The sequence below is a fragment of the Acidobacteriota bacterium genome (genome assembly GCA_018001935.1).
In the GTDB taxonomy this organism is placed as follows: Bacteria; Acidobacteriota; JAAYUB01; order JAAYUB01; family JAAYUB01; genus JAGNHB01.
The window spans coordinates 1-21372 of sequence record JAGNHB010000006.1 but is presented as its reverse complement, the minus strand read 5'-3'; the positions used below and the strand labels follow the sequence as shown (position 1 = coordinate 21372).

9 protein-coding genes are annotated in these 21372 nt (G+C 68.5%); 2 read left to right on the top strand and 7 right to left on the bottom strand.

The genetic code is table 11. From position 1 onward, the window contains the following. Positions 1-8: 8 nt before the first annotated feature. On the top strand, positions 9-1598 hold the full coding sequence (pncB, locus tag KA419_03810; protein ID MBP7865052.1) for a nicotinate phosphoribosyltransferase: 1590 nt from the start codon (positions 9-11) through the stop codon (positions 1596-1598). Between the two features lie 146 nt (positions 1599-1744). Here the strand turns inward: pncB and KA419_03805 are convergent, their stop codons facing one another. From KA419_03805 to KA419_03790, 4 genes are all read right to left on the bottom strand, one after another. Continuing rightward, positions 1745-5383: a cache domain-containing protein gene (locus tag KA419_03805; protein MBP7865051.1), complete on the bottom strand. Its 3639-nt coding sequence runs from the start codon at positions 5381-5383 to the stop codon at positions 1745-1747. Between the two features lie 81 nt (positions 5384-5464). Then, positions 5465-7363 carry a cation acetate symporter gene (locus tag KA419_03800; GenBank protein ID MBP7865050.1) on the bottom strand — a complete coding sequence of 633 codons (1899 nt, stop codon included), beginning with the start codon at positions 7361-7363 and terminating at the stop codon, positions 5465-5467. Between the two features lies 1 nt (position 7364). Beyond that, positions 7365-7655: a DUF485 domain-containing protein gene (locus tag KA419_03795; protein ID MBP7865049.1), complete on the bottom strand. Its 291-nt coding sequence runs from the start codon at positions 7653-7655 to the stop codon at positions 7365-7367. A gap of 320 nt (positions 7656-7975) precedes the next feature. After that, positions 7976-10942 carry a hypothetical protein gene (locus KA419_03790; protein MBP7865048.1) on the bottom strand — a complete coding sequence of 989 codons (2967 nt, stop codon included), beginning with the start codon at positions 10940-10942 and terminating at the stop codon, positions 7976-7978. Between the two features lie 611 nt (positions 10943-11553). Between KA419_03790 and KA419_03785 the strand changes: the two genes are divergently transcribed. After that, positions 11554-16716, top strand: coding sequence for a hypothetical protein (locus KA419_03785; protein MBP7865047.1), 5163 nt, complete (start codon positions 11554-11556; stop codon positions 16714-16716). A gap of 1364 nt (positions 16717-18080) precedes the next feature. On the opposite strand, the gene KA419_03780 is transcribed toward KA419_03785, so the two are convergent. The 3 genes from KA419_03780 to KA419_03770 form a co-directional block, all read right to left on the bottom strand. Beyond that, entirely contained in the window at positions 18081-18620 is a 540-nt protein-coding gene (locus KA419_03780) for a hypothetical protein (GenBank protein ID MBP7865046.1), read from the bottom strand. Between the two features lie 100 nt (positions 18621-18720). After that, the gene (locus tag KA419_03775; GenBank protein MBP7865045.1) at positions 18721-20424 is read right to left on the bottom strand and encodes an aspartate aminotransferase family protein; all 1704 of its coding nucleotides are present in this window, start codon (positions 20422-20424) and stop codon (positions 18721-18723) included. A gap of 88 nt (positions 20425-20512) precedes the next feature. After that, positions 20513-21238, bottom strand: coding sequence for an epoxyqueuosine reductase (locus KA419_03770; GenBank protein ID MBP7865044.1), 726 nt, complete (start codon positions 21236-21238; stop codon positions 20513-20515). Positions 21239-21372: the final 134 nt, after the last annotated feature.

Genomic DNA, 21372 nt, shown 5'->3' with positions numbered 1-21372 from the left:
GGAGAGCCATGAAACCGACCAACCCCCTGGTGGACCCGCTCCTGACCGACCTCTACGAGGTCACCATGGCCTACGGCTACTGGAAGCACGGCCGGCACGAGGAACCGGCGGTCTTCGACCTCTTCTTCCGGCGGAACCCCTTCGGGGGCGAGTTCACCATCTTCGCGGGGCTCGAGGAGATCCTCCGCTTCGTGAAGCGCTACGCCTTCTCGGCGGAACAGGTGGACTACCTCCGGGGCATCCTCCCCGCCGCCGACCCGGGCTTCTTCGACTGGCTGGGCCGGGCGCGCCTGGACGGGGTGACGATCCACGCCGTCCCCGAGGGGACCCTGGTCTTCCCCCGGCTCCCGCTGCTCCGGGTGGAGGGCCCCCTGGGCGTGACGCAGCTGCTGGAGACCACCCTGCTGACGCTGGTGAACTACGCCAGCCTGATGGCCACCAACGCCGCCCGGTTCCGCCAGATCGTGGGGGAGTCGAAGACCCTGCTGGAGTTCGGCCTGCGCCGCGCCCAGGGGCCCGACGGCGGGGTCTCCGCCTCCCGCTACGCCTACCTGGGGGGCTTCGACGCCACGTCCAACCTCCAGGCGGGCCGCCTCTTCGGCATCCCGGTGCGCGGCACCCACGCCCACGCCTTCGTCCAGTCCTTCAAGTCCCTCGGGGAACTCCCCTCCACGCGGCTGAAAACCCGGGCGGGCGAGGAGGCCGACCTGGCGGCGGCGGCCCTGGCGGTCCGGGAACGGCTGCGCTTCGAGCACACCAACGAGGGCGAGCTGGCCGCCTTCGTCGCCTACGCCCTGGCCTTCCCCGCGTCCTTCCTGGCCCTGGTGGACACCTACGACACCCTCAACTCCGGCGTCCCCAACTTCGTCTGCGTCGCCTTCGCCCTCATGGACTTCGGCTACGCCCCCCTGGGCGTTCGGCTGGACTCGGGCGACCTGGCCTTTCTCTCCAAGGCCACCCGGAACATCTTCGCCACCTGCGGCGAGCGGATGGGGAAGGACGTCTCCGGGCTGAAGATCGTGGCGTCCAACGACCTGGACGAGACCGTCCTCCTTTCCCTCCAGAACGAGGGGCACGAGATCGACACCTTCGGGGTGGGGACCCACCTGGTGACGTGCGAGAGCCAGCCGGCGCTGGGCTGCGTCTACAAGCTGGTGGAGATCGGCGGACAGCCCCGGATCAAGCTCTCCCAGGACGTCCAGAAGGTCACCATCCCCGGGCGGAAGGAGGCCTACCGGCTGGTGGGGCACAAGGGCTACCCCCTCCTCGACCTGCTGATCCAGGCGGGGGAGGCGCCGCCGCGGCCCGGCGCCCAGATCCTCTGCCGGCACCCTTTCGAGGAGAAGAAGCGGGCCTTCGTCACCCCCGCCCGGGTGATCCCGCTCCACCAGCGCGTGTGGGCGGAAGGCCGACGCCTGCAGCCGGAGCGTCCCCTGGGGGAGATCCGGAGTAGCGTGCTCGAGCAGCTCGCCGCCTTCCGCCCCGACCACCTCCGGCTCCTGAACCCGACCCACTACAAGATCTCGGTGAGTGAGCGCCTCTACGACTTCATCCACCGCTTCTGGCTCGAGGAGTCCCCCGTGCCGGAGCTGGAGTGAGCGGATGGCCCGGGGCCATCTCCAGCAGACCCTGCCGTCCGGCCGTCCTTTGGGTCGTTTCGGTCGTTTTGGTCCTTTCGTCCTTGAACACCCCGCGTTCTCCCATCGCCGCCCCCGAGGGCGCGCCACCGTCGCGGGGGAGCGGTTCAGCCGCCGACGGGGTAGTCGAAGGCGAGGGTCTTCTGCAGGGTGGTCATCTGGGTCAGGGCCTGCTTGAGCGTGGTGATCTCGCTGTGGGACAGGGTCTTCAGGTCCACCAGGTTGCCCGCGGCCAGGCCCGAGGCCAGGCGTTCCGACTGGACCCTCAACCGCAGGCCCATGATCAGTTCCAGGGCCTGGGCCAGTTCCTCGTACCCCGACCGGCTCAGGAGGCCCGCCTCCTGCAGCCGGCGCAAGCGGGCGCCGGTGGCGGTCTCCGGGAAGCCGTTCCGGAGGGCGTAGAGCCGGGCGTAGCTGACGATGGGGCCCAGCGCCTCCTTCAGGTCGAAGTGCTTTTCGCGGTGCGGGCCGCTCCCCGCCAGGATGGTGCCGAAGAAGCCGAGGGGCGGTTTCTGCTGGAGGGCCGTCCGGGCCAGGTGGCCCAGAAACGACGGGTTCTCCGTGATCTCGGCGGCCACGTGGGCGCGGAGGGCCTCGGCCAGCGCCGGCTCGCCGTGGATGCACCGGAAGTCGACGAAGGTGCAGAACTCCACGACGTTCTTCGGTTCGCCCATGGAGATCCAGCGGGAGAAGTGCCGTTTCCAGCCGTCCAGGGACTGGCACCACCGCGGGTTCCGGGCCATCATGTCGCCGGGGCAGGCCGGGTAGCCCGCCAGCTCCAGCCCCGTGCAGACCCGCGCCCCCAGCTCCAGGAACCAGGTCATCACCTCGGCGGCCTTCCCCTCGGGGGGGGTCTCGTAGAGGATGGCGTTGTCCTGGTCGGAGATCAGGGTCTGCTCCTCCCGCCCCCCGCTTCCCAGCACCACGAAGGCGAAGCGGGCCGGGGGCTCACCGAGGTCCCGGACGGCCAGTTCGACCAAGCGGTCGGCGATGGCGTCGTTGAGCGCGGTCACCGCCCAACTGACGTGCCGCGACCGGATTCCCCCCTCCACCATGGCCTTCACGGTGGCGGGCAGGCGCTCGCGGTGACGGGCGATCTGCTCCACCCGCTCCGCCTCCCGGATGGACCGGGCCAGGAACAGGAGCGGGTAGCGGTCCAGCTGCAGGAGGTCGCGGCGGCGGAGCAGCCCCACCACGGAACCCTGGTCGTCCCGCACCGCGAGGTAGCGGACCCCCCGCTCGCTCATCAGCGTGAAGGCTTCGAAGCCCCGGGCGCCGGAGGACACCGTCAGGAGGGGGGACGTCATCACCTCGAACACCGGCCGGTCGGTGCCGGTCCCCCGGGCCACGACACGTTCCCGCAGGTCCTGGTCGGTGAAGATCCCGATGGGCTCGCCGGCCGGGCCCTTCACCAGGATGACGCCCAGCCCGTGGCCGGTCATGAGGAGGGCCGCCTGGGCCACGGTGGTCTGCAGGCCCGCGGAGACCGGCTCGCGCATGAACTGGGTCACCGGCTCCTCGAGGAACTGGAAGGGGGACTGCAGGTCGGCGATCAGGGCCTCCCGCTCCGTGGTTTCCTTCTGCCGGGCGGTGACATCCTCGGCCACGGCGTCGCAGTACCTGGGTTCGCCGCTTTCGCTCCGCACCAGGGTGGCCGAGATGGAGACGGGGGTCCCGCCCCGCTCGAGGGCGAGGTGCAGCACCCGGTCCCTCACCTCGCCGTTCTCCACGAGGTCCCGCCGGAAGTCCTCGAGCGCCTCGGGCGGGGAAAGGGCCTCGGACAGGCTCCCGTGAAAGCCGCCCCCGGCGCCGGAGAGGCCCAGCATCCGCACCGCCGCCGCGTTGGCTTCGAGGACGGGCAACCCGCGGTCGTCCATGGCGGCGCGGAAGATCCCCACGCGGAGGTTCTCGGCCACGGCCCGGAACCGGGCCCGGCTCTCGTCCAGCGCCGCCTGAACCTCCTTGTGCGGGCTGAGGTCGCGGATGTTGATGATGAAGCCCTCCCGCTCGCCGATGCGGATCGGTTCCGGGGAGAGCAGGGCGTCGAGGGCGGTGCCGTCCTTCCGGATCAGCCGGGCCTCGCGGGGTTTCAAGGCGTCGGCGCCGCCCTGGAAGGACGCCACCCACTCCGCGGCGGTCCCCGGGGCGTTTCCCTCCAGGACCAGGGCCTCGTCGAGTTCCATCAGGGCCCACTGGGCCTCGGTGTAACCCATCCACTCCAGGAAGGTGGGGTTGGCGAAGATGCAGCGGCCGTCCAGGACCAGCAGGGTCCCCTCCTGGGCGGCGTGAACCAGGGCGCGGTACTTCTCGTGCGACTCCCGGAGGGAGTCCTCCGCCTGGAGCCGTCTCCGCTCGCTGCGGAAACTCTGCTGGGCCACGAAGAGCAGGAGCAGGGCGATGACGACGGCCACCACCACGGAGACCCGGATGACCTTCCCGGTCAGGGCCTCCATCTCGGCCTGGACGTCCTCGATGTAAAGGCCCGTCCCCACGATCCAGCCCCAGGGTTCGAACAGCTGGACGTAGGACTGCTTGGGCGCCAGCCGCCCGGCGTCGTCCTTCCACTGCCACCAGTACTGGATGACCCCTTCCCGCCGCGCTTTCACCAGCCGGACCGCCTCCACGAAGAGCCGGTTGCCGTGGGGGTCCTGGTAGCCGGTCAGGTCCTGCCCCTCGAGTTCGGCCCGGTAGGGGTGCATCACCATCCGGGGGTGCAGGTCGGTGATCCAGAAGTAGTCCTTGCCCTCCTTCCCGTAGCGAAGGAAACGGACCCGTTCGGCGGCCGCGGCCTGGGCCGCCGAACGGGTGAGCCGCCCCGCGGCCTCGTCCTCGTGGTACTCCTGGAGGATGCTGCAGGCCGAGTGGGTCAGCTCCCGGATCATCTCCCGCTTCCGGGCCATGAGCCCCTCCTCGAACGCGGGGATGACCCAGGCGAAGAAGGGGACCACGAACAGCCCGATGGCCAGGACCGTCGGGAGGAGGATGCGCACGAGAAAACGCCGCCAGTCCAGCTTGACGGGGTTGCGCGCCCGGGTGGCCACGGGGGGCGCCGGCCGCCGGGGCGGGACGTCGGGGGAGACCAGGAGGGAATCCCGGAATGTTCGCCAAGTCTCCAGCGGCATGTTGACGTACTGGCCCGAGAGCGTGGGGTGATCCTGAGTGTGGAAGTCGCTGCCGCCGCAGACCGTCAGGCCGAGGTCCCGGGACAGGTCCAGGAGCGTCTGGATCTCGGCGGGTGCGCAGGGGCCGTAGATGGCCTCGATCCCGTCGAGGCCGAGCGCCTTCAGGCCGGACAGGATTTCCCGCAGTTTTTCGACGTCGCGTTCGAGTTCGAAGGGGTGCGCCAGGAAGACCCGGCCCCCGGCCTGGTGCAGAAGCCGGATGGCCGCCTCCATCTCGGTCTCGCCCGACGGGGCCCCGTTCCGGGGGCGCTCCGGCGACGCCTGGGCCACCCGGGCCCGCTCCAGCGCCTCGGCAAGGGCCGGGGACGCGGGGTCGAAACCGTAGGCCAGCAGGTGGGCGTCCCGCTTGGCGAAGGGGACGCCGATCTCCACGCCGGTCACGCTGCTGGCCCCGTGGCGGCTCAGGGTCTCCCGGAACCGGGCCAGCCCCTCGACCGTGTTGTGGTCGGTCAGGGCGGCGTACCGGACGCCCCCCCGGGCCAGCCAGGCCGCGAGGGCTTCCGGCGAGAGCTGCCCGTCGCTCAGGTTGGAGTGGCAGTGCAGGTTGACCTTGACCAGCGTCATTCCGTTTTCCTTCGAACCGCTTCTCCCTTTCCGTCCGGCCGGACGCGGGCACTCGCCCGCCGCCGGCCGGCGGAAGCGTGCCTACCGGTCTTCCGGGGAGACCACCTTGCGGGTGGTGAACAGGGAAACCACCACCAGCGCCAGGAGGCTGAGGGGGATCGAGACGATCCCCGGGTTGTCGATGGGGATGGGGGCGGTGGCCGGGTCCAGGCCGTACTGCTTGTACAGGCTGGGCGAGAACAGGATCAGGCCCAGGGAGCTGAGGACGCCCGTGGCGATGGAGGCCACGATCCCCTTGGCCGTCGTCCGCTTCCAGAAGAGGATCATGATGACGGCGGGCAGGTTGGCCGAAGCGGCCACCGCGAAGGCCAACCCCACCAGGAAGCTCACGTTCTGCCCCTTGAAGAGGATGCCCAGGAGGATGGCCAGGACGCCCACCACGAGGGCCGCCATCCGCCCCGCCTTGACTTTCTGCCGCTCGTCCATCTGGATGCGGGCGAAGCGGTCCATGAGGTCGTGGGCCACGGCGCCGGAGGCGGCGACGATGAGGCCCGCCACCGTCCCCAGGACCGTGGCGAAGGCGATGGCCGAGATGACGGCGAAGAGGAAGGTCCCGAACGACAGGGCCAGCAGCGGCGCGGACATGTTGTTGTCCTGCAGGTTGACCACCGTGCTGGTCATGGCCCCCAGGCCCATGTACAGCGTCAGGATGTAGAAGAACCCGATGGCCGCGATGGCCACGATGGTGGACTTGCGGGCGCACGCCGGGCTGGGGACGGTGTAGTAGCGGATGAGGATGTGCGGCAGGGCGGCGGTCCCGAAGAACAGGGCCAGCATCAGCGAGATGAAGTCGAGCCGCTCCGCCAGGGACCCTTCCACCTTGAACTTGACTCCCGGCCGCATGATCTTGGGCCCCGGGACCAGGTAGGGGTAGTGCACCGTCACCGCGGCGCCGGAGGCGTCGTCGAACTTCTGCGTCTTCCAGAGCTGGATCCGGCTGTCCTTGTCGCCGATCTTCGCCAGGAATTCGAAGGGGTTGAGGCCCCCCGTGGTCGCCTCGGGACCCGACTTCCCGCCTATTACCGCCATATTGCTCACCAGGCGGAGTTTGCCGTTTTCGACCCCGTTGACCACCTTGGGCCGGCCGGGGGCCTGGATCTCCCACTGGGTCTCCACCAGGCAGGGCTTGCCGTCCCGCTCGGATTGGATCCACCAGGAGGACTTCCCTTCGCGGGCGAGGCGGACGAAGGTCACGGTCTTGACGGCCTTGGTCTCCTCGACGGCCCACGACGGGTCGGCGGGGACCGGGGCGCCGTCCGCCGATTCGATGGGGATCACCTGGGGCGGATGGAAGGGGACCTTCCCGCCCTGGTCGGGGGCGGTGGACAAGCCGCGCACGAGGACCGCCACCACCATGACCAGGCTGAAGACGATGAGCAGGGCCCCCTTGATGAACTGCACGTAGGTGGTGGAGGTCATCCCCGCCGTGGCGACGATGACGATGACCACGGCCCCCACGATGACCACCCCCGCGGCGTGGGGCAGGCCCAGGAGCGGTTCCACCAGGACCCCGGCCCCCACCATCTGGGGGATCAGGTAGCAGATGGACACCACGAGCGTGCTGATGGCCGCCAGCAGCTTGATCCCGCGGCTGTTGAACCGGGCGTCGATGGCGTCGGTGAAGGTGTACTTTCCCAGGCGCTTCATGGGCTCGGCCACCACGAAGAGGGCCACGATCCACCCGGCCAGGAAGCCGATGGAGTAGAGGAAACCGTCGTAGCCCACGGTGGCGATCATGCCGCAGATGCCCAGGAAGCTGGCCGCGGAGAGGTAGTCGCCGGCGAAGGCGATCCCGTTGACCGACCAGTGGATCTGCCCCCCGGCGGCGTAGTAGCCGCTGGCGGACTTGGTCTTCCGGCCGAAGTAGAACGACAGGCCCAGGACGAACGCGACGAAGGCGAAGAAGATGGCGATGGTCATGTCAGCGCTCCTTTCCCTCGGGGCCGGCCTCGAGGGCCTTCTCCCGGGCGGTGCACATGCCGTTGTAAACCAGGGCGAGGATCAGCGCGAAGACGATGAGGAAGAATCCGTAGGCCACCGAGACGTTGAGGCCCAGGAAGGCTTCCGCCTCCATCAGGTTCGGGCTGATGACGTTGACGGCGACGAAGCCTGCGTAGATGAGGGCGTAAACGAAGAACATCCAGATCCCGATCCGCGTCTTGTAGCCCGACGCCGGGTCCCGTCCGCTCTGCTTGGCTGGTTCGTGGAACATGACCACTCCTTGGGGGTGTATTTTGTCTTCCTGCATATACAAAAGCCCCGGCGGTCGCAAGGCCGCCGGGTATTCCGTTTCGTTCCTTTCCGGCTTCTTGAAGGACACAATCCCGAGGTCGGGCCTTTATATCACGGTTGGCAAGGATGTACAGAGATTTTTTTGGGTGATCACCCTCTGAAGCGCCCAGGTTCCCAACGGGGGAGGCCCGGCTATCCCTCCACCTCTCCCCGACCCCTCCACCCGCGCCGGGACGGCGCGTGCAAACTTCGCGGTTCGTACGCGTCGTCCCGACGCGGACGCTGAAGCTGCGGCTTACTCTAATCCTCCTCTCCCCCGCCCCCGCGCCGGGACGGCGCGGGCGAACCTTGCGGGACCCTGAAGAAGAAAACACTGCCGGGCCCGTCGGCGGGCCGGCGGAAACCGACCCGCCCGCCGTGGGCTTCCACCACCATCTTGGCGATGGCGAGGCCCAGGCCGGACCCCTGGGAGATCCCGGGCTTCAACTGGGAGTACTTTCGGAACAGGAGCGGTTCCTCCTCCGGGGCAATGCCGGGGCCCTCGTCCCGGACCTGGAACTCCTGCCAGCTTCCCCCCTCGTCGTCGACCGCCGCCAGGCTCACCCGGAGCCGGCCGCCGGGTGGGGAGAACTTGACGGCGTTGGTCAGCAGGTTTTGCATGGCCCGTTTGAGCTTGAGCGCATCCCCCGGGACGGGCGGCAGCCCGGATGGTTCGACCACCACGGAAAGCCCCTTCTGTTCGCAAACCGGCCCGGCCAGTTCCAGCAGGGTGGACAGGATCTCCCCCAGCGACACCTCCCCGCGCTCCAGGTGGAGGTTACCGTTCCCCGAGCGGCCCAGGTCCAGCATGTCGCCGATCAGTTCCAGCATCAACTGCACGGACTGAAGGCCCATCTGGGCGTGATGCCGGGCCGGTTCGTCGGGCGACTTCTGTTGCAAGATCTCCAGGGTGGCCTGGATGACGCACAGGGGGTTGCGCAGGTCGTGGGCCAGCATGGCGGTGAAATCTTCCTGAAGACTGATCTCCTGCTGCAGGAGTTGCTTGTCCGACTCGGCCCGCTGGCGCACCAGGTCCCGCTCCGCCCGGGCCCGCATCCGGGCCTTGACCCGGCGGAGCCGCCACTCGTACCCGCCCAGCACCAGCAGCAGCGCCAGGACCGCTACCAGCCCCCGGAACCACCAGGTCTCCCAGAAGGGCGGCAGCACCACGAAGGCGAAGGTCGCGGGGACCGGGCTCACCAGGCCGGCGGCATTCCGGGCCTGCACGACGAAGCGGTATTCGCCCGGCGGCAGGTGCTGGTAGGAGACGGTTCGCCGGTCCGTCCACTGCCACTTGTCGCCGGCGAGCCCCTCCAGGGTGTACTGGTAGCGGACCTCGCCGGGCGAGGTGTAGTCGAGGCCCACGAAGCGGAACTCCAGGTAGTTCCGGTCATGGTTGAAGCGCATGCCCGGGCGCGGCTCCAGGTCCTCGCCGAAGAGGCGCAGCCCGGTCAGGTAAACCGGGGGCGGGACATGGGGCTCGTTGACCCACGCCGGGTCCAGGCACGTGACGCCGCTGGTGGTGCCGAACCAGAGGCGGCCTTCCCGGTCGCGCAGCGCGGCGCCCTGGTTGAGCACCGACGAGATCATGCCGTCCGTCTCGGTGTATTTCCGGAAGGCCCCGCCGCTGAAGTGAACCACGCCGCGGGTGGTGCTCAGCCAGAATTCGCCGTTCTTGCCGGGGAGGACGGCGTAGACGAAGGGGTCGCTCAGCCCGCTGGACCGGTCGTAGCCGGTGAAGGCCCTGCCGTCGAAGCCGAACAGCCCGCGTTGGGTCCCGAACCAGGCCTGGCCCTTCCGGTCCACCGCCACGGACATGACCATGTCGCAGGAGAGGCCCTGCCGTTCGGTGAAGACCTCCAGGCCGGACGGACCGATCCGGACGGCGCCGTCGTCGGTCCCCACCCAGATTCGCCCCTGGGGGTCCTCCGCGATGGCGTTGACGATGTTGTCGGGCAACCCGTTGCGGGTGGTGTACCAGGCAACCGATTCCCCGTCCAGGCAGGCCGCGCCGTCGGGGGTCCCGAACCAGACCCGTTTCCGGGAGTCCTCGAACAGCGTGAAGATCGTCTTCCCCGCCAGGGAACCGTCCCCCGTGAAGGCCCGGAACCGTTCCCCCTCCAGCCGGCAGGGGCCCATGGCCGTCCCCGCCCAGAGCCGCCCCTGCCGGTCCGCCAGGAGCGAAAGCACCCAGTCCGAGGACAGGCCGTCCCCGGTGGTGAACGTCCGCCAGTTGACCCCATCGAAGCGGCTGACCCCGTTCCTCCAGGTGCCGAACCACATCCGCCCCCCCGGGTCCTGGCAGATGGAAAAGACCCAGTTGTGGGCCAGGCCGTCCAGCCGGGTGTAGTTGGTGAAGAGGCGGCCGTTGAACTTGCGCGCCCCCTCGTGGGTCCCGAACCAGAGATTGCCTTCCCGGTCCTCGAAGATGGACCGGACGCGGTTGGCGAAGATCCCCACCTCGGTTCGGAAGACGGAGAAGCGCCGTCCGTCGAAGCAGGAAACGCCCTCCACCGTCCCGAACCAGACGTGCCCGCGCCGGTCCTCGCGGATCGCGAAGACCAGCGGGCTGGCCAGGCCGTCGGAGACGCCGAAGTTGCTGAACCGTTCGCCGTCGAAGCGGGACACGCCCCTGCGGGTCCCGATCCACAGGTGACGGCGGGAGTCCTCGAAGAGGGACATCACGTCGTTGCCGGCCAACCCGTCGGCGGTGGTCAGGATCCGGAGCGTCCCGTCCCGGAGGCAGGCCAGGCCCTTGAGGGTGCCGATCCAGACCCGGCCCGCGTGGTCGCCCAGGATGGCGTAGGTGAAGGGGTGGGGGAGACGGCCGGAGAGCGGCCACCGCTCGAGGACCTCGCCGCGAAGAAGGTAAACCCCGGCGGCGCAGCCCACCCAGAGGGTCCCCGCGGGGTCGGTCCACAGCGCCGTGACGCGCCGGAGGGCCCGTCCGGACGCATCACCCACGGTCCGGAACCGGTCGCCCTCCCGGACGGCCAATCCCGATTCGGTGCCGACCCAGAGCCTCCCCTCCCGGCCCAGGTGCATCACGCGGACAGCGTCGTCCGCCAGACCCTCACGCCGGGTGAACCACCGGAGTTCCTGGCCGTCGAAACGAGCCGCGCCCTGGTCCGTGCCGAACCACAGGAAGCCCTCCCGATCCTGCAGGACCGACGAAACCACCAGCCGTCCGAGGGGGTCGGCCGGCCGGTACTCGTGGAAAAGGCCCACGGGCCCCGCCGCGGCAAAACCCCAGGCAAGAACCCCCGAAAGGGCCAGGCATCGTATAATCACGTGGTTCATGGCGTTGTAGCGATCAAAACCTCTCGAAAACTTGGCGGAAAAGAATTGTACCATACACGGACCCGATTCCGAGGGGGTTTTGTGCGTCGCGTGGCGGTCGCCGGGGTGGGAACGCCGCCTTGCTGTCGCGCCCGGGCTCTCCCGGCACGCGTGTCGACCGGCCGGGCACGCCCGCTGCGAAAGAAGGCTGAGGCGTTCCCAAAAAGTCCTCCTCTCCCACGAAGGCACGGAACAACGCGATTTGTATTCGAATAACAAAACATGACGCCCCCGCAAGAAGTCCTGATCGTGATCTCACAGAGGCACGGAGAAGAATCACAAGGATTGTCGATTCTGTTAAATACGATTTACAGTTCTCCGTGCCTCCGTGCCTCTGTGAGAGAAAAGGACTTTTAACGAGATCATCAAGATCAACGACCCGCAAATCGGTTTTCTCCGGGGAGGCCCGGGCTTGACAGCCCCGTCCCCAGGTGCTAGCCTGAACCCACGGGTTTTCCAAGAGGGGTTTTCAAGGAATTCGATCCTTCCGGGAGGTCAACATGTCCAGCGTCCCCGTTCCCGCGTGGTCCGGAACCTGCCGCCCGCCCGCCCGCCGCCTCGCCTGGCCGTGGTGGGTGGCGACCCTCGCCCTGTGTTTCATGACGGGGATCGCCGGTCCGACCGGGGAAGCAGGAGACGCTGCCGCCGGAGACACCGTCGTCTGCCGGGAAGCCGTCTCCTGGGTGGAGAGCGCGGGCGCCGTCCCCCCCTCCGCCGGGACGGGGACCTGTGCCGCCAAGCCCAACGCCGGCCACTACCTGACCATGTTCGTCCCGGGCCAACTCCGGGACGACGGCGCGAACTGCACCGGCATCCAGGGGAGCAAGTACTTCAGCGCCTTCGCCACGGGGGCCGGGCCGGTCCAGTCCACCGACTGGTGGACGGGGGCGGGCCTGCAGTGGAGCGGGTGGGTGGAGCGTTCGCCCGACGACAAGCTCGTGCGGACGAAGTCCTTCTTCAGCGAACCGCTGGAGTTCGCCTTCCTCGACCTCCCCGTGAAGACGGGAGGGGCCCCCGTGGCGATCCACGGGCTCCACTGCGCGAACCTGAGGGAACTCCCCGTCCGCACCTCCTCCGACCCCGCCGTCCCCTACACCAGCCAGGAGGTGGCCTACGGCAACGTATCCCCGGCCCTCAACCCGGTGGTGACGGTGGGCCTGGACGGCGTCCACCCCGTCAGCGCCCAGACGCCGGCGGTCCCCGCCACCCCGCCGTACGACAACGTCCGGGTGAAGAGCTACTCGGACTGGGGCCTGGTGCTCACCTACGCCGACGGCGGCAGTTCCCTCGACATCACCCTGGCCAACGGCAGCCCCTGCGTCTGGTTCCAGCGGACCGCCGGGACCGCCCCCTTCACGGCCTGGGCGGGGGTGATCGCCTCCCCCGGCGCCGTCACGGTCTGGAAAAACCAGGGGAGCGCCCTCGGGCTCACCGTGACGTTCAACGTCCAGTCCGCCGGCGGCACGTTCCCAAACACCTCCTCCTACGCCCTCCTCGCCGACCAGGGCGCCTGGACGCCGGCCGACCACTCCGACACCCCCGCCCGGCCGCTGTTCGCCTTCTCCAACCCGCAGGCGACGAAAGTGGTCCTGGTGGCCATGCCCCACAATACCGAGTCGGCGACGGACCTGGACGCCGCCCTCACCGTTCTGGCGCCCCACGCCTGGCAGCGGATCGCCGGCACCCGTCTCCACTACCCCCCGATATCCGGTTCCGACATGACGGTCGAGGTCGGGGGCGTCACCAAGATCCTGGGGTACGACCAGCCCAACGCCGTCCTCCGGACCCTCCACCGCGTGACCACGGAGGCGTTCGACACGGGCGGGGCGGGGGGCGACGCCCTCCAGCTGGTCTTCCCCCACCACCGGAAAGCGATGGTGGCCGAGGACCGGGCCCGTATCCAGGCCCAGTACGCCTGGCGCAGCACCAGCGGGGAGCTTCAGGCCTTCGTCGGGAACCAGTACGTCCGCGAGCTCCGGACCCGCGGCCTCCTCCCCTTCCTGCCCGGCGCCTGCTTCAGCGGCGCCGCCCCCGTCAACGGGAAAATGCCGGCCGCGGACGTCTACGACGGGGTGAAGACCTGGCTCTACCAGGGGGAACTCAAGCCCGACGGGACCCGCAGCCCTATCATCTCGGACCTCGAGCAGCTCGGCACCGTCGGCGGCAACACGTACATCCCCGGCTGGGCCGCCCTGATCGAGACCCTCCCCATCGCCGACCAACTGGCCAACGCCGCGGACCTGGCGGGTTGGGACACGGACTTCAACCTCCCGAAAACCGCCGTGGCCGCCCAGATGCGGGATTTCCTGCTGGATTCCCTCGAGGGGCTCGTCAGCCGGTGGTTCGACGCCTACCAGGCCGGGACCTTCCAGTACAACCCCGAGTTCAACGCCTTCTACGGCTGGCCGGACGGCTTCCAGTCGGTCCAGAGCTTCACCGACCACCACTTCCACTGGAACTACTTCCTCCGCGCGGCCGCTTGCATCGGACGGTACGACCCCCACTGGCTGGAGCTGAACCTCCCCCTGATCGAGGAGCTGCAGCAGGACTCCGCCAACTACGACCGGGCCAACACCCGCTACCCCTTCCTGCGCAACTTCAGCGTGTTCCACGGGCACAACTGGGCCGACGGGACCGCTAACGGCGGCGTGGGGAACAACCAGGAGTCCCTGGGCGAGGCCCTGAGCTTCGCCGCCGGCCTCGCGAGCCTGGGGCAGGCGGCCGGGAAGCCGGAGTGGACGGAGCTGGGGCTCTACCTCTACGAAGAGGAGGTCCTGGCGGGCGAGCAGTACTGGTTCAACCAGGACGCCAACCTCGACGCCGGTTCGGGGACCTTCTTCAACGGCAACTGGCCGGACGCCTACGTCCGCTACCAGAAAAACGGCCAACCCCGGCTGAACTGCTTCGCCGGCACCGTCTCCCAGACCAGCGTCTCCCGCCGGACCTTCTGGAGTTCCGGCTACGAGGACTACGCCAACTCCATCCTGATCCAGGCCATCCCCTTGAGCGCCTCCAGCCTCTACATCAGCCGCAACCCCCAATGGCTCGGCCGGGTCTGGTCGGAGATGATGGTGGAAGCGGCCGACGACCCCAACACCAACAAGCCTGAGTACGTCTACAACGTCCTGTACGCCGGCCTGCAGGCGCAGCTCGCCGGGACCGGCGCCTCCCGGACCGACCCGGGGCCCCCGGGCGCCCTCACGCGGGCCGTCGAGCCTCACATGCCGTTCATGGGGGCCTGGAAGCACCAGGGCATCTATTGGGCCTACAACCTGCTGCGGCTCGGCCGGGTGGACGCCACCGTCGTGGCGGACACCCCCGCCTTCGGCGTCTTCGTCAAGGACGGCACCCGGAGTTTCGTGGCCTACAACCCCGGGCCCACCCCCGTCACCGTCCGGTTCCGGACGGCGGACACCGGCGCCGACGTCACCTCCTTCCCGGTGCCGCCGGGCTCCATGGCCACGAAGATCGGGACGGCCCCCCTGCTGGTGGAGCACGTCGGCCCGCCGCCGGCACCGGACAACCGCCTCTTCCTCCGCAAGACGGCGGGCCTGGGGCTCCCCTGCGACGCGGCGGCCAAGCCCGTCGAAAACCTGAGCACCACCCCCGGCGCCTGGACGATCGGCGACCAGAGCTTCCCCTTCCCCGCCGATCACGCCACCCGCCTGGCGAAGGTCGAGAACTCCCTGGCCTGCCTGCCCCAGGCCGGCAACGCCGTCTACCCCGGCGCCGCGCTGGTCCGGGCCTGGACGGGGACCTTCTGGGGAAAGGTGACCCGGAACCCTTACACGAGGTTCTCGCTCTGCACGGACTCGGCCCTGACCCCCTTCTGGTTCCACGACCCCTCCATGACCCGGAACAACCTGTCCTTCCGCGTGTCCTACGATTTCGACAGCGACGGGACGCCGGACCGGGTCGAGACCTACGTCAACGCCGCCATGGACAACTCCAACACCTTCACCTACAAGAACCGGGTGACGGAGAACCAGTTCGACGTCGTCTGGCCACTCAAGCACAAGGGCGTGAGCATCGACCAGGACCGCTCCGCGGGCTTCCCGGACGTGATCCCGCAGGCGCATCCCGCGACCGTCACCCTGGAAATCTGGGGCGGTACCGACCAGGCGGGCGCGATCTATATCTCCTGCGAGGCCGACCCGGCCACGGGGCGGGCCTCCTGGGTCCAGCCCCCCTACGCGCAACCGGTGGAGACCCGCCGGGTCCTCTACTGTCCGCACACCGCCAGCGGGTCGGGCTGGAAAACCTGGCTGCACCTGGTGAACGGGTCGGACGCGCCCGACGCCGTCACGCTGAAAGCCTACGACGCCCAGGGCGTTCTGAAGGAGACCAACGTGGTGACCATCCCCGGGAAGGGGGCCTTCAGCGGCGAGATGGCGGCCGTCTTCACCGGCCCGGGCACGGCCGCGGCCAACCCCTGGCTGTCCATCGAGGGCGGGACGTCCCTGACCGGGGCCGTCCGGTACGTCTTCTCCGAGGCCAAGGACGCTCCAGCGGGCAGCGAGAGCGTCAAGGGCGACATGGTGCTGCCGCTGGCGGAGTCCCCTGACACCGCCCTGGTTTTCCCCGTCGCCTGGGAGGACCAGACCGTCACGCAGAAGCCCTACACGGGGCTCGCCCTCACCAACCCCAACCCCGTGCCGGCCACGGTGACCGTCAAGGCCTTCGCCGGCAACGGCGGCCTCGTCGGGACGAAAACGCTGGGCATCCCCGCCATGGGCAGCCTGGCCCGGCTGCTGTCCGAGATCTTCCCCCGGCCGGACTACCACCTCGACGACGCCGACTCGGTAACGGTGCAGGCGGACCAGCCCCTGCTGGGGTGGGAGGTCCTCGGCTTCCTGAACCTGCCGGGGTCCATGGCCCTGCCCACCGTGGGCCAGAACGCCACTACCTCGGCGGGTCCGTTCCAGCTGCTGCCCGACCTGAACACCACCGATTACAACACCGAACTGGCTTTCCTCAACCTGGGCCGCGACCCGGCGGTCTTCATCGTGAACTGGGTCCTGGCGGTGTCCGGCAACGCGGCCGCCACCAAGATCTACGACAACCCGCTGGTCGAGACCTGCGGCCAGCGGGGCGGCCCCCTCAAGACCCTCTTCCCGGCCGCCGACACCCTCCCCGCGGGGTACCTCCGCCTGGCCTGTCCCGTCTCCGAGCCCGCGACGGCCGTCGAGATCCTCTATGCGGGATTCTCCTCGAAGGCCGACAGCTACGCTCTGGCCCGGACCCTGGGCAGCCCCGCCGTCCGGGGCGGCCCGCCGGTCCGGCGCGCCCTGCTGCGGGCCGCCGCCGCGCAGTTCGCCCAGACCCTCCCGCCCGACGACGACGGGGCCTTCACGCTCCGTTTCCCTCTCCTGGTGACCGACCCGGCCTGGGCCGGCACCCTGAACCTCATCAACGTGGGGAGCCGGGACGGCGCGGCGTACGATCTCAAGCTCTACGATGCCGCCGGCGCCGTGGTGGGCGGCGCCACCGGGACCCTCGGGGCCCACAAAGCCGTGACGGTCGACCTCTCCAGCCTGGGCGGGTGGGCCGGCGCCGTCTGGATGGAGCTGAGTTCCGCCAACGGGACCCTCAGCGCCGAGTACCGCGCCGTGCACAAGACCGGCACCGTCACGGACAAACTGCTGGTCTACCTGGGGATGTGAAGGGTCAACCGCCCGCGGGGCCGAGGTTTCGCGCTCCGGCGGTACGATTCATTCAAGATTGTTCGTTACTACTCCGATCAGTGTAACGAAGAACTATCCGCCAAAGCATTGGCCTTGTCGGCCCGCTTGAAATGCACTCTCTGCTACACGGCCTGCAAAGTCAGCAAGAAGGAATTAAACCGGCTGGAGAAAGAACTGGGGGGTTTTGCCCACGAATAACGTTGAATTTCTGAATCTGTGGAAGCCGAATCGATGAGCCACAAAGGTCGGGTCCGGTCATGATTTGATGGCGATAAAGGCCATTGCAAGTCTGCCGTGTCATCCCGACAGTCCTTTGGGTCCTTTTAGTCCTTTGGGTCCTTTTGTCCTTGAGGCACCCCAAGTCCGGACCGGGGGGGCGCCCTGCCTCCCGCCCTTTTTCCGCCCCCGTCATGCCCGCGCCGGGACGGCGCGTGCAAACCTCGCCGTTCGTACGCGTCGTCCCGACGCGGACTCCGAAATCTTCCTCAAGAATCCGCCGGATCCGAACTCTTCCCGACCCCCCGCGCCGGGACGGCGCGTGCAAACCTCGCCGTTCGTACGCGTCGTCCCGACGCGGACTCCGAAATCGTTTGCAGCGAGGGCGGCGGGGTCGCCGTTCAACCGACCCGAAACCGCATTTCACAACCTCTTCTTCCTGATTGGGTTGTGTATTTACTCCTGGAGAGCCCCGTCGCTCCCGGTTGACCCAAACCCTGTCGGGGTTCCCTGTTCTATAGTGTCTTCGTGATTGGTCATTTCAAGGGGCTCTTGAAACAACGCCTACGGATCTCCTATCCCGAAGGGATCGAAGAAATTAGCCGGTGGGAGTTCCCCCGGAGGGGCGAACTCCCACCGGTAGGAGCCCCTTAAACCCGCCGCACCCCGGAGGGGTGCCGGAAAACCACGAACGATCCATGCGCCGCCTCCGGGGCGCGGCCCGTCAATCGGACCGGTTTCCCGGTGGGAGCACCGCCTCCGGCGGAGCACCCACCGGCGAATCTCTATAATCCCTTCGGGATAACGTGTTCCCATCGGCATTTCCCCGAATCGCGGAGCGATTCCTGAATTCCGTTGGGATTCCATGTTTGTCGCGGGGGCGGCGGGACGGCCATCCAGTCGACCAGAAACCGTGTTTCGCAACCGATTATTTCCAAATCGGTTGCGAATTTGCTTCTGGAGAAACCGCCGGATCTGAACTCTTCCCCACCCCACCCACCCGCGCCGGGACGGCGCGTGCGAAGCTCCCCGCCCCACCCCCGCGCCGGGACGGCGCGTGCGAAGCTCCCCACCCCAGCACCCGCGCCGGGACGGCGCGTGCGAACCTCGGCGTGCAAACTTCGGCGCTATTTTTCTTTCCGTGCCAGGGCCAGGCCGACGTCCGGGGCCGGCGTGAAGACGAGGGGGGGCCCGAAGAGGTTGTCTTCTTTCAGGTGCCGGGCCACCACCGCCCGGAGTTGCGCCGCCGTGGCGAACCTGCGGTCGTGAAGCGCCGGGTGGTCGTCGGAGAGGATCCGCACCCGAAGGCCCCCGCCCGGTTCGACATCGTACCGGAAGAAGATGAAGTCCCGGTCCTTGGGCTCGGCGGAGTCGATGTTCTGAAGGTTCATCATCCGAACGCCGCTCACGTCGGTCAGGTACCCCCGGGCCACCGAGGGGGAGGCGTCGCCTTCCGAGAAGAGGACCAGGTACTCCCGTTCGCTGTACTTCCGGATGACCAGCCGGTAGGCATTGGGGGCGTCGGCGGGGGCCGTCTGGATCCAGTTGCCCGGCAACCGCGCATCGACCGGAAGGGCCGGCGCCGACAGGGGGACGGGGGAGTCGTAGCACCCCGTCAGCAGCACGAGGGGCAGCAGGAGCGCAAGCGTGGTGAAGATGCGTTTCATGGCGATTGAACCTCCTTTTCCGGCCCGCCGGGCGGCCCGGCTCTGCGGGCCGACGTCCGGGGCGTCAGCGGAATGATCCCCCGGCGTTGTTCCGGGGGATCTACCCCGGGGGCCCCCCGCCGGGGCGGTCATCGAAGGGCTGTCCCCCGCACAGGTCGTCCCGGATCCGGAGCAGGGTCGACACCAGGGTGTCCATGGTCTCCGGGGTGACGAACGGCGTCATGATGAACGATTTCAGGGCGTAGATCGGCCGCCCTTCCGGGGTTTTCCGGTAGCAGGTGGTCAGGGAGAGGTTCGCGCACTGCCCCCGGCGGGACTCCTCCCGGATCCGCAGGTAGATCTGACGGTTGAACTCGTTGTGGCGCTCCAGGTCCGCCGCGCCGTCCGCGCCGGCAATCTCGGCCTCGTACCGGGCGGCGGCGTCCACGCCCGGCGGGTAGAGGCGGAAGAGGGTCACCGGGCCGAAGTTGTACCGGTTCAGCACGACGGCGGTGGGCTCTTCGCCCAGGCTCCGCCGCAGCCGGTTGGCCATCTCGATGGGGTGGCTGAGGAGGACCCGGTAGCCGTCCTTCCCGAAGAAGCGGAGGTTGGCCAGGGCGGAGAAAACCCCCGAGGCCGACCGGGAGAGTTCCAGGGTGTAGAGCCCCGGTCGATAGTTGCCCGCCTGGAAGAGGTAGGGGATGACCTCCTGTGTCCGATGGATGTGGCAAAGGTCGTCCTTGTCCTTCAACAGGATGAAAGAGGAGATGCAGGGCGCGTACCCGGTTTTGTGAAAATCGATCCCGATAGAGTCGGCAAGGTGAAGGTTTTCCACGGCCAGGCCGGTGTCGCGAACCGACTTGAGGGTGTCCGGGGTGAAGCCCAGGGGGTTGGCGTCGAAGTCGTAGTCGTGGAAGACGCGGTACGGCCAGCCGATCACGGCGTCGGCGTGGATGTGGGGCACGTAGTCCAGGTTGTATTTCCTGACGATCTGGTCCCGGAGCCCCGCGATGAAGGTGAGGTCGTCCATGCCGAAGGCGTCGGTGGTGCCCAGGGTGCAGATGAAGCCGCCCAGCTTCTCCCCGCGGTCCAGGAGGTCGTAGACGATCTCCAGGGTCTCGGCGGGGAGGAGGCAGTTGTCGTCGTCGGTGGGCACCGTCACCAGGTTCTTCCGACCGATCCCCAGCCACTCCAGGGCGTTGTACTTGCAGGAGTGGGCCGCGTCCGAGGCGACGACCTTCACGTCCTCGCGGAGCCCGTGCTCCGCCGCGCCGGGGACGGCCTTGGCCGTCATCATCCGCACGCCGTAGAGCGTGGCGCCGGACCCGCCGTAGGTGGAGATCCCCACCGAGCGGGACTTGTCGTAACCCACCCACTCCGAGAGGAGGGCCGAGACCTCCACCTCGGCCTCGGCGAAGCGGCGGCTCCAGTCGTCCCAGAGGAGGTTGGGGTTGAGCAGGCTCGTGATCAGGGTCGCCAGGAGGGACGGGAGGGTCGAGGGCGGGGCCACGTTGAACTGCTGGAGCGGGTGGGCGAAGAGGTCGGCGCCCGGGAGGTAGCCGGCCAGGAGGTCCACCACGGCCTCCACGGAGCGCATCCCCTCGTCCAGCACCGCCTCCCGGGCCTTGGCGTAGTCGTTCTCCCGGGCCTCCCCCAGGAAGTGTGACCGCCCCTTCATGGCATCGAGCCGGTCGAGGACCTTCATGACGGTGAACCCCACGTAGGCGTCGTGAAGGGGGCTGGAGAACGGCGAGGGGAACCCCTCCCGGATCTTGTCCAGGAGCGCCTGCCCGCGCTCGCGGTTTTCGACGGGATCACCGGTCATGCATCCTCCTCAGGAGTGCGGCAGTGAGCCCTCGAACTGCCGCTTTGGATTTCGGCGCCGAACCTTCATACCGTCGCCGGGGCGGATCTTATCCCTCCCGGCGATGCGGCGCATCACGCTTTCGCGGGCGGCCCTCGCGCAGGGGGCATGCCCGCCTGCACTCACAGCATCGATAGAGGTCGAAACCCCGTCCGACCCGGGCGAAGGAATGGGCGCGGCAGCGGGACTGGTCCACCGTCACGCCGTCCAGGGCCTTCGGTTCGCAGGCCTCCAGGCACTTCCGGCAGCGGGCCGGGCACCGGAAATCATCCACCAGGGGATCCGCCTCCAGGTTCTCGGCCATCAGGACCGCGCCGATGTAGACCCGGTTCCCGAATGTCGGGTGGATGAGGAGCGTGTTGCGCCCCAGAATTCCCAGGCCCGCCAGCCGGGCGGCATGGCGCATGGACAGGACGCCCATCCCGTGGGACCGTTCCGGTTCCCAGTGCACGTAGGGGGTGTCGCAGGGTACGGGAAGGGCCCGGACACCCCGCGCCTCGAGGGCCCGGCACAAATCCAGCCCCAGGCGGTCCAGTTCGGCGTACATCAGGGAAGCCGCATGGGTGTAGGGGACGGGGAGACCCGCCAGAAGGACCTCCGCAGGCATGCTCTTGAGGAACACCACCACGGACCGGCAGTCGGGCCAGACCTCCGTTGGGTGGAACCCCGCCGGGGCGCCGTCGAACCGCTCGACGGACGCGATGCCGCACGCCTCCGCCCCCAGCCCGGCCGCCAGGGTTTTCACTGTATCGGACCGGATACGCGGTTCGGTCATCAGGACCTCTAGCCTCAGTTTCCTTTTTATCGCACCTCGATTTTAATAAGTCAAGGCGTATCAGCGAGAAGGACGGCGGATTGAGCTATCCCCTAAATAATCCGCAGTAAATGCCAACAAAATAATTGACTTTG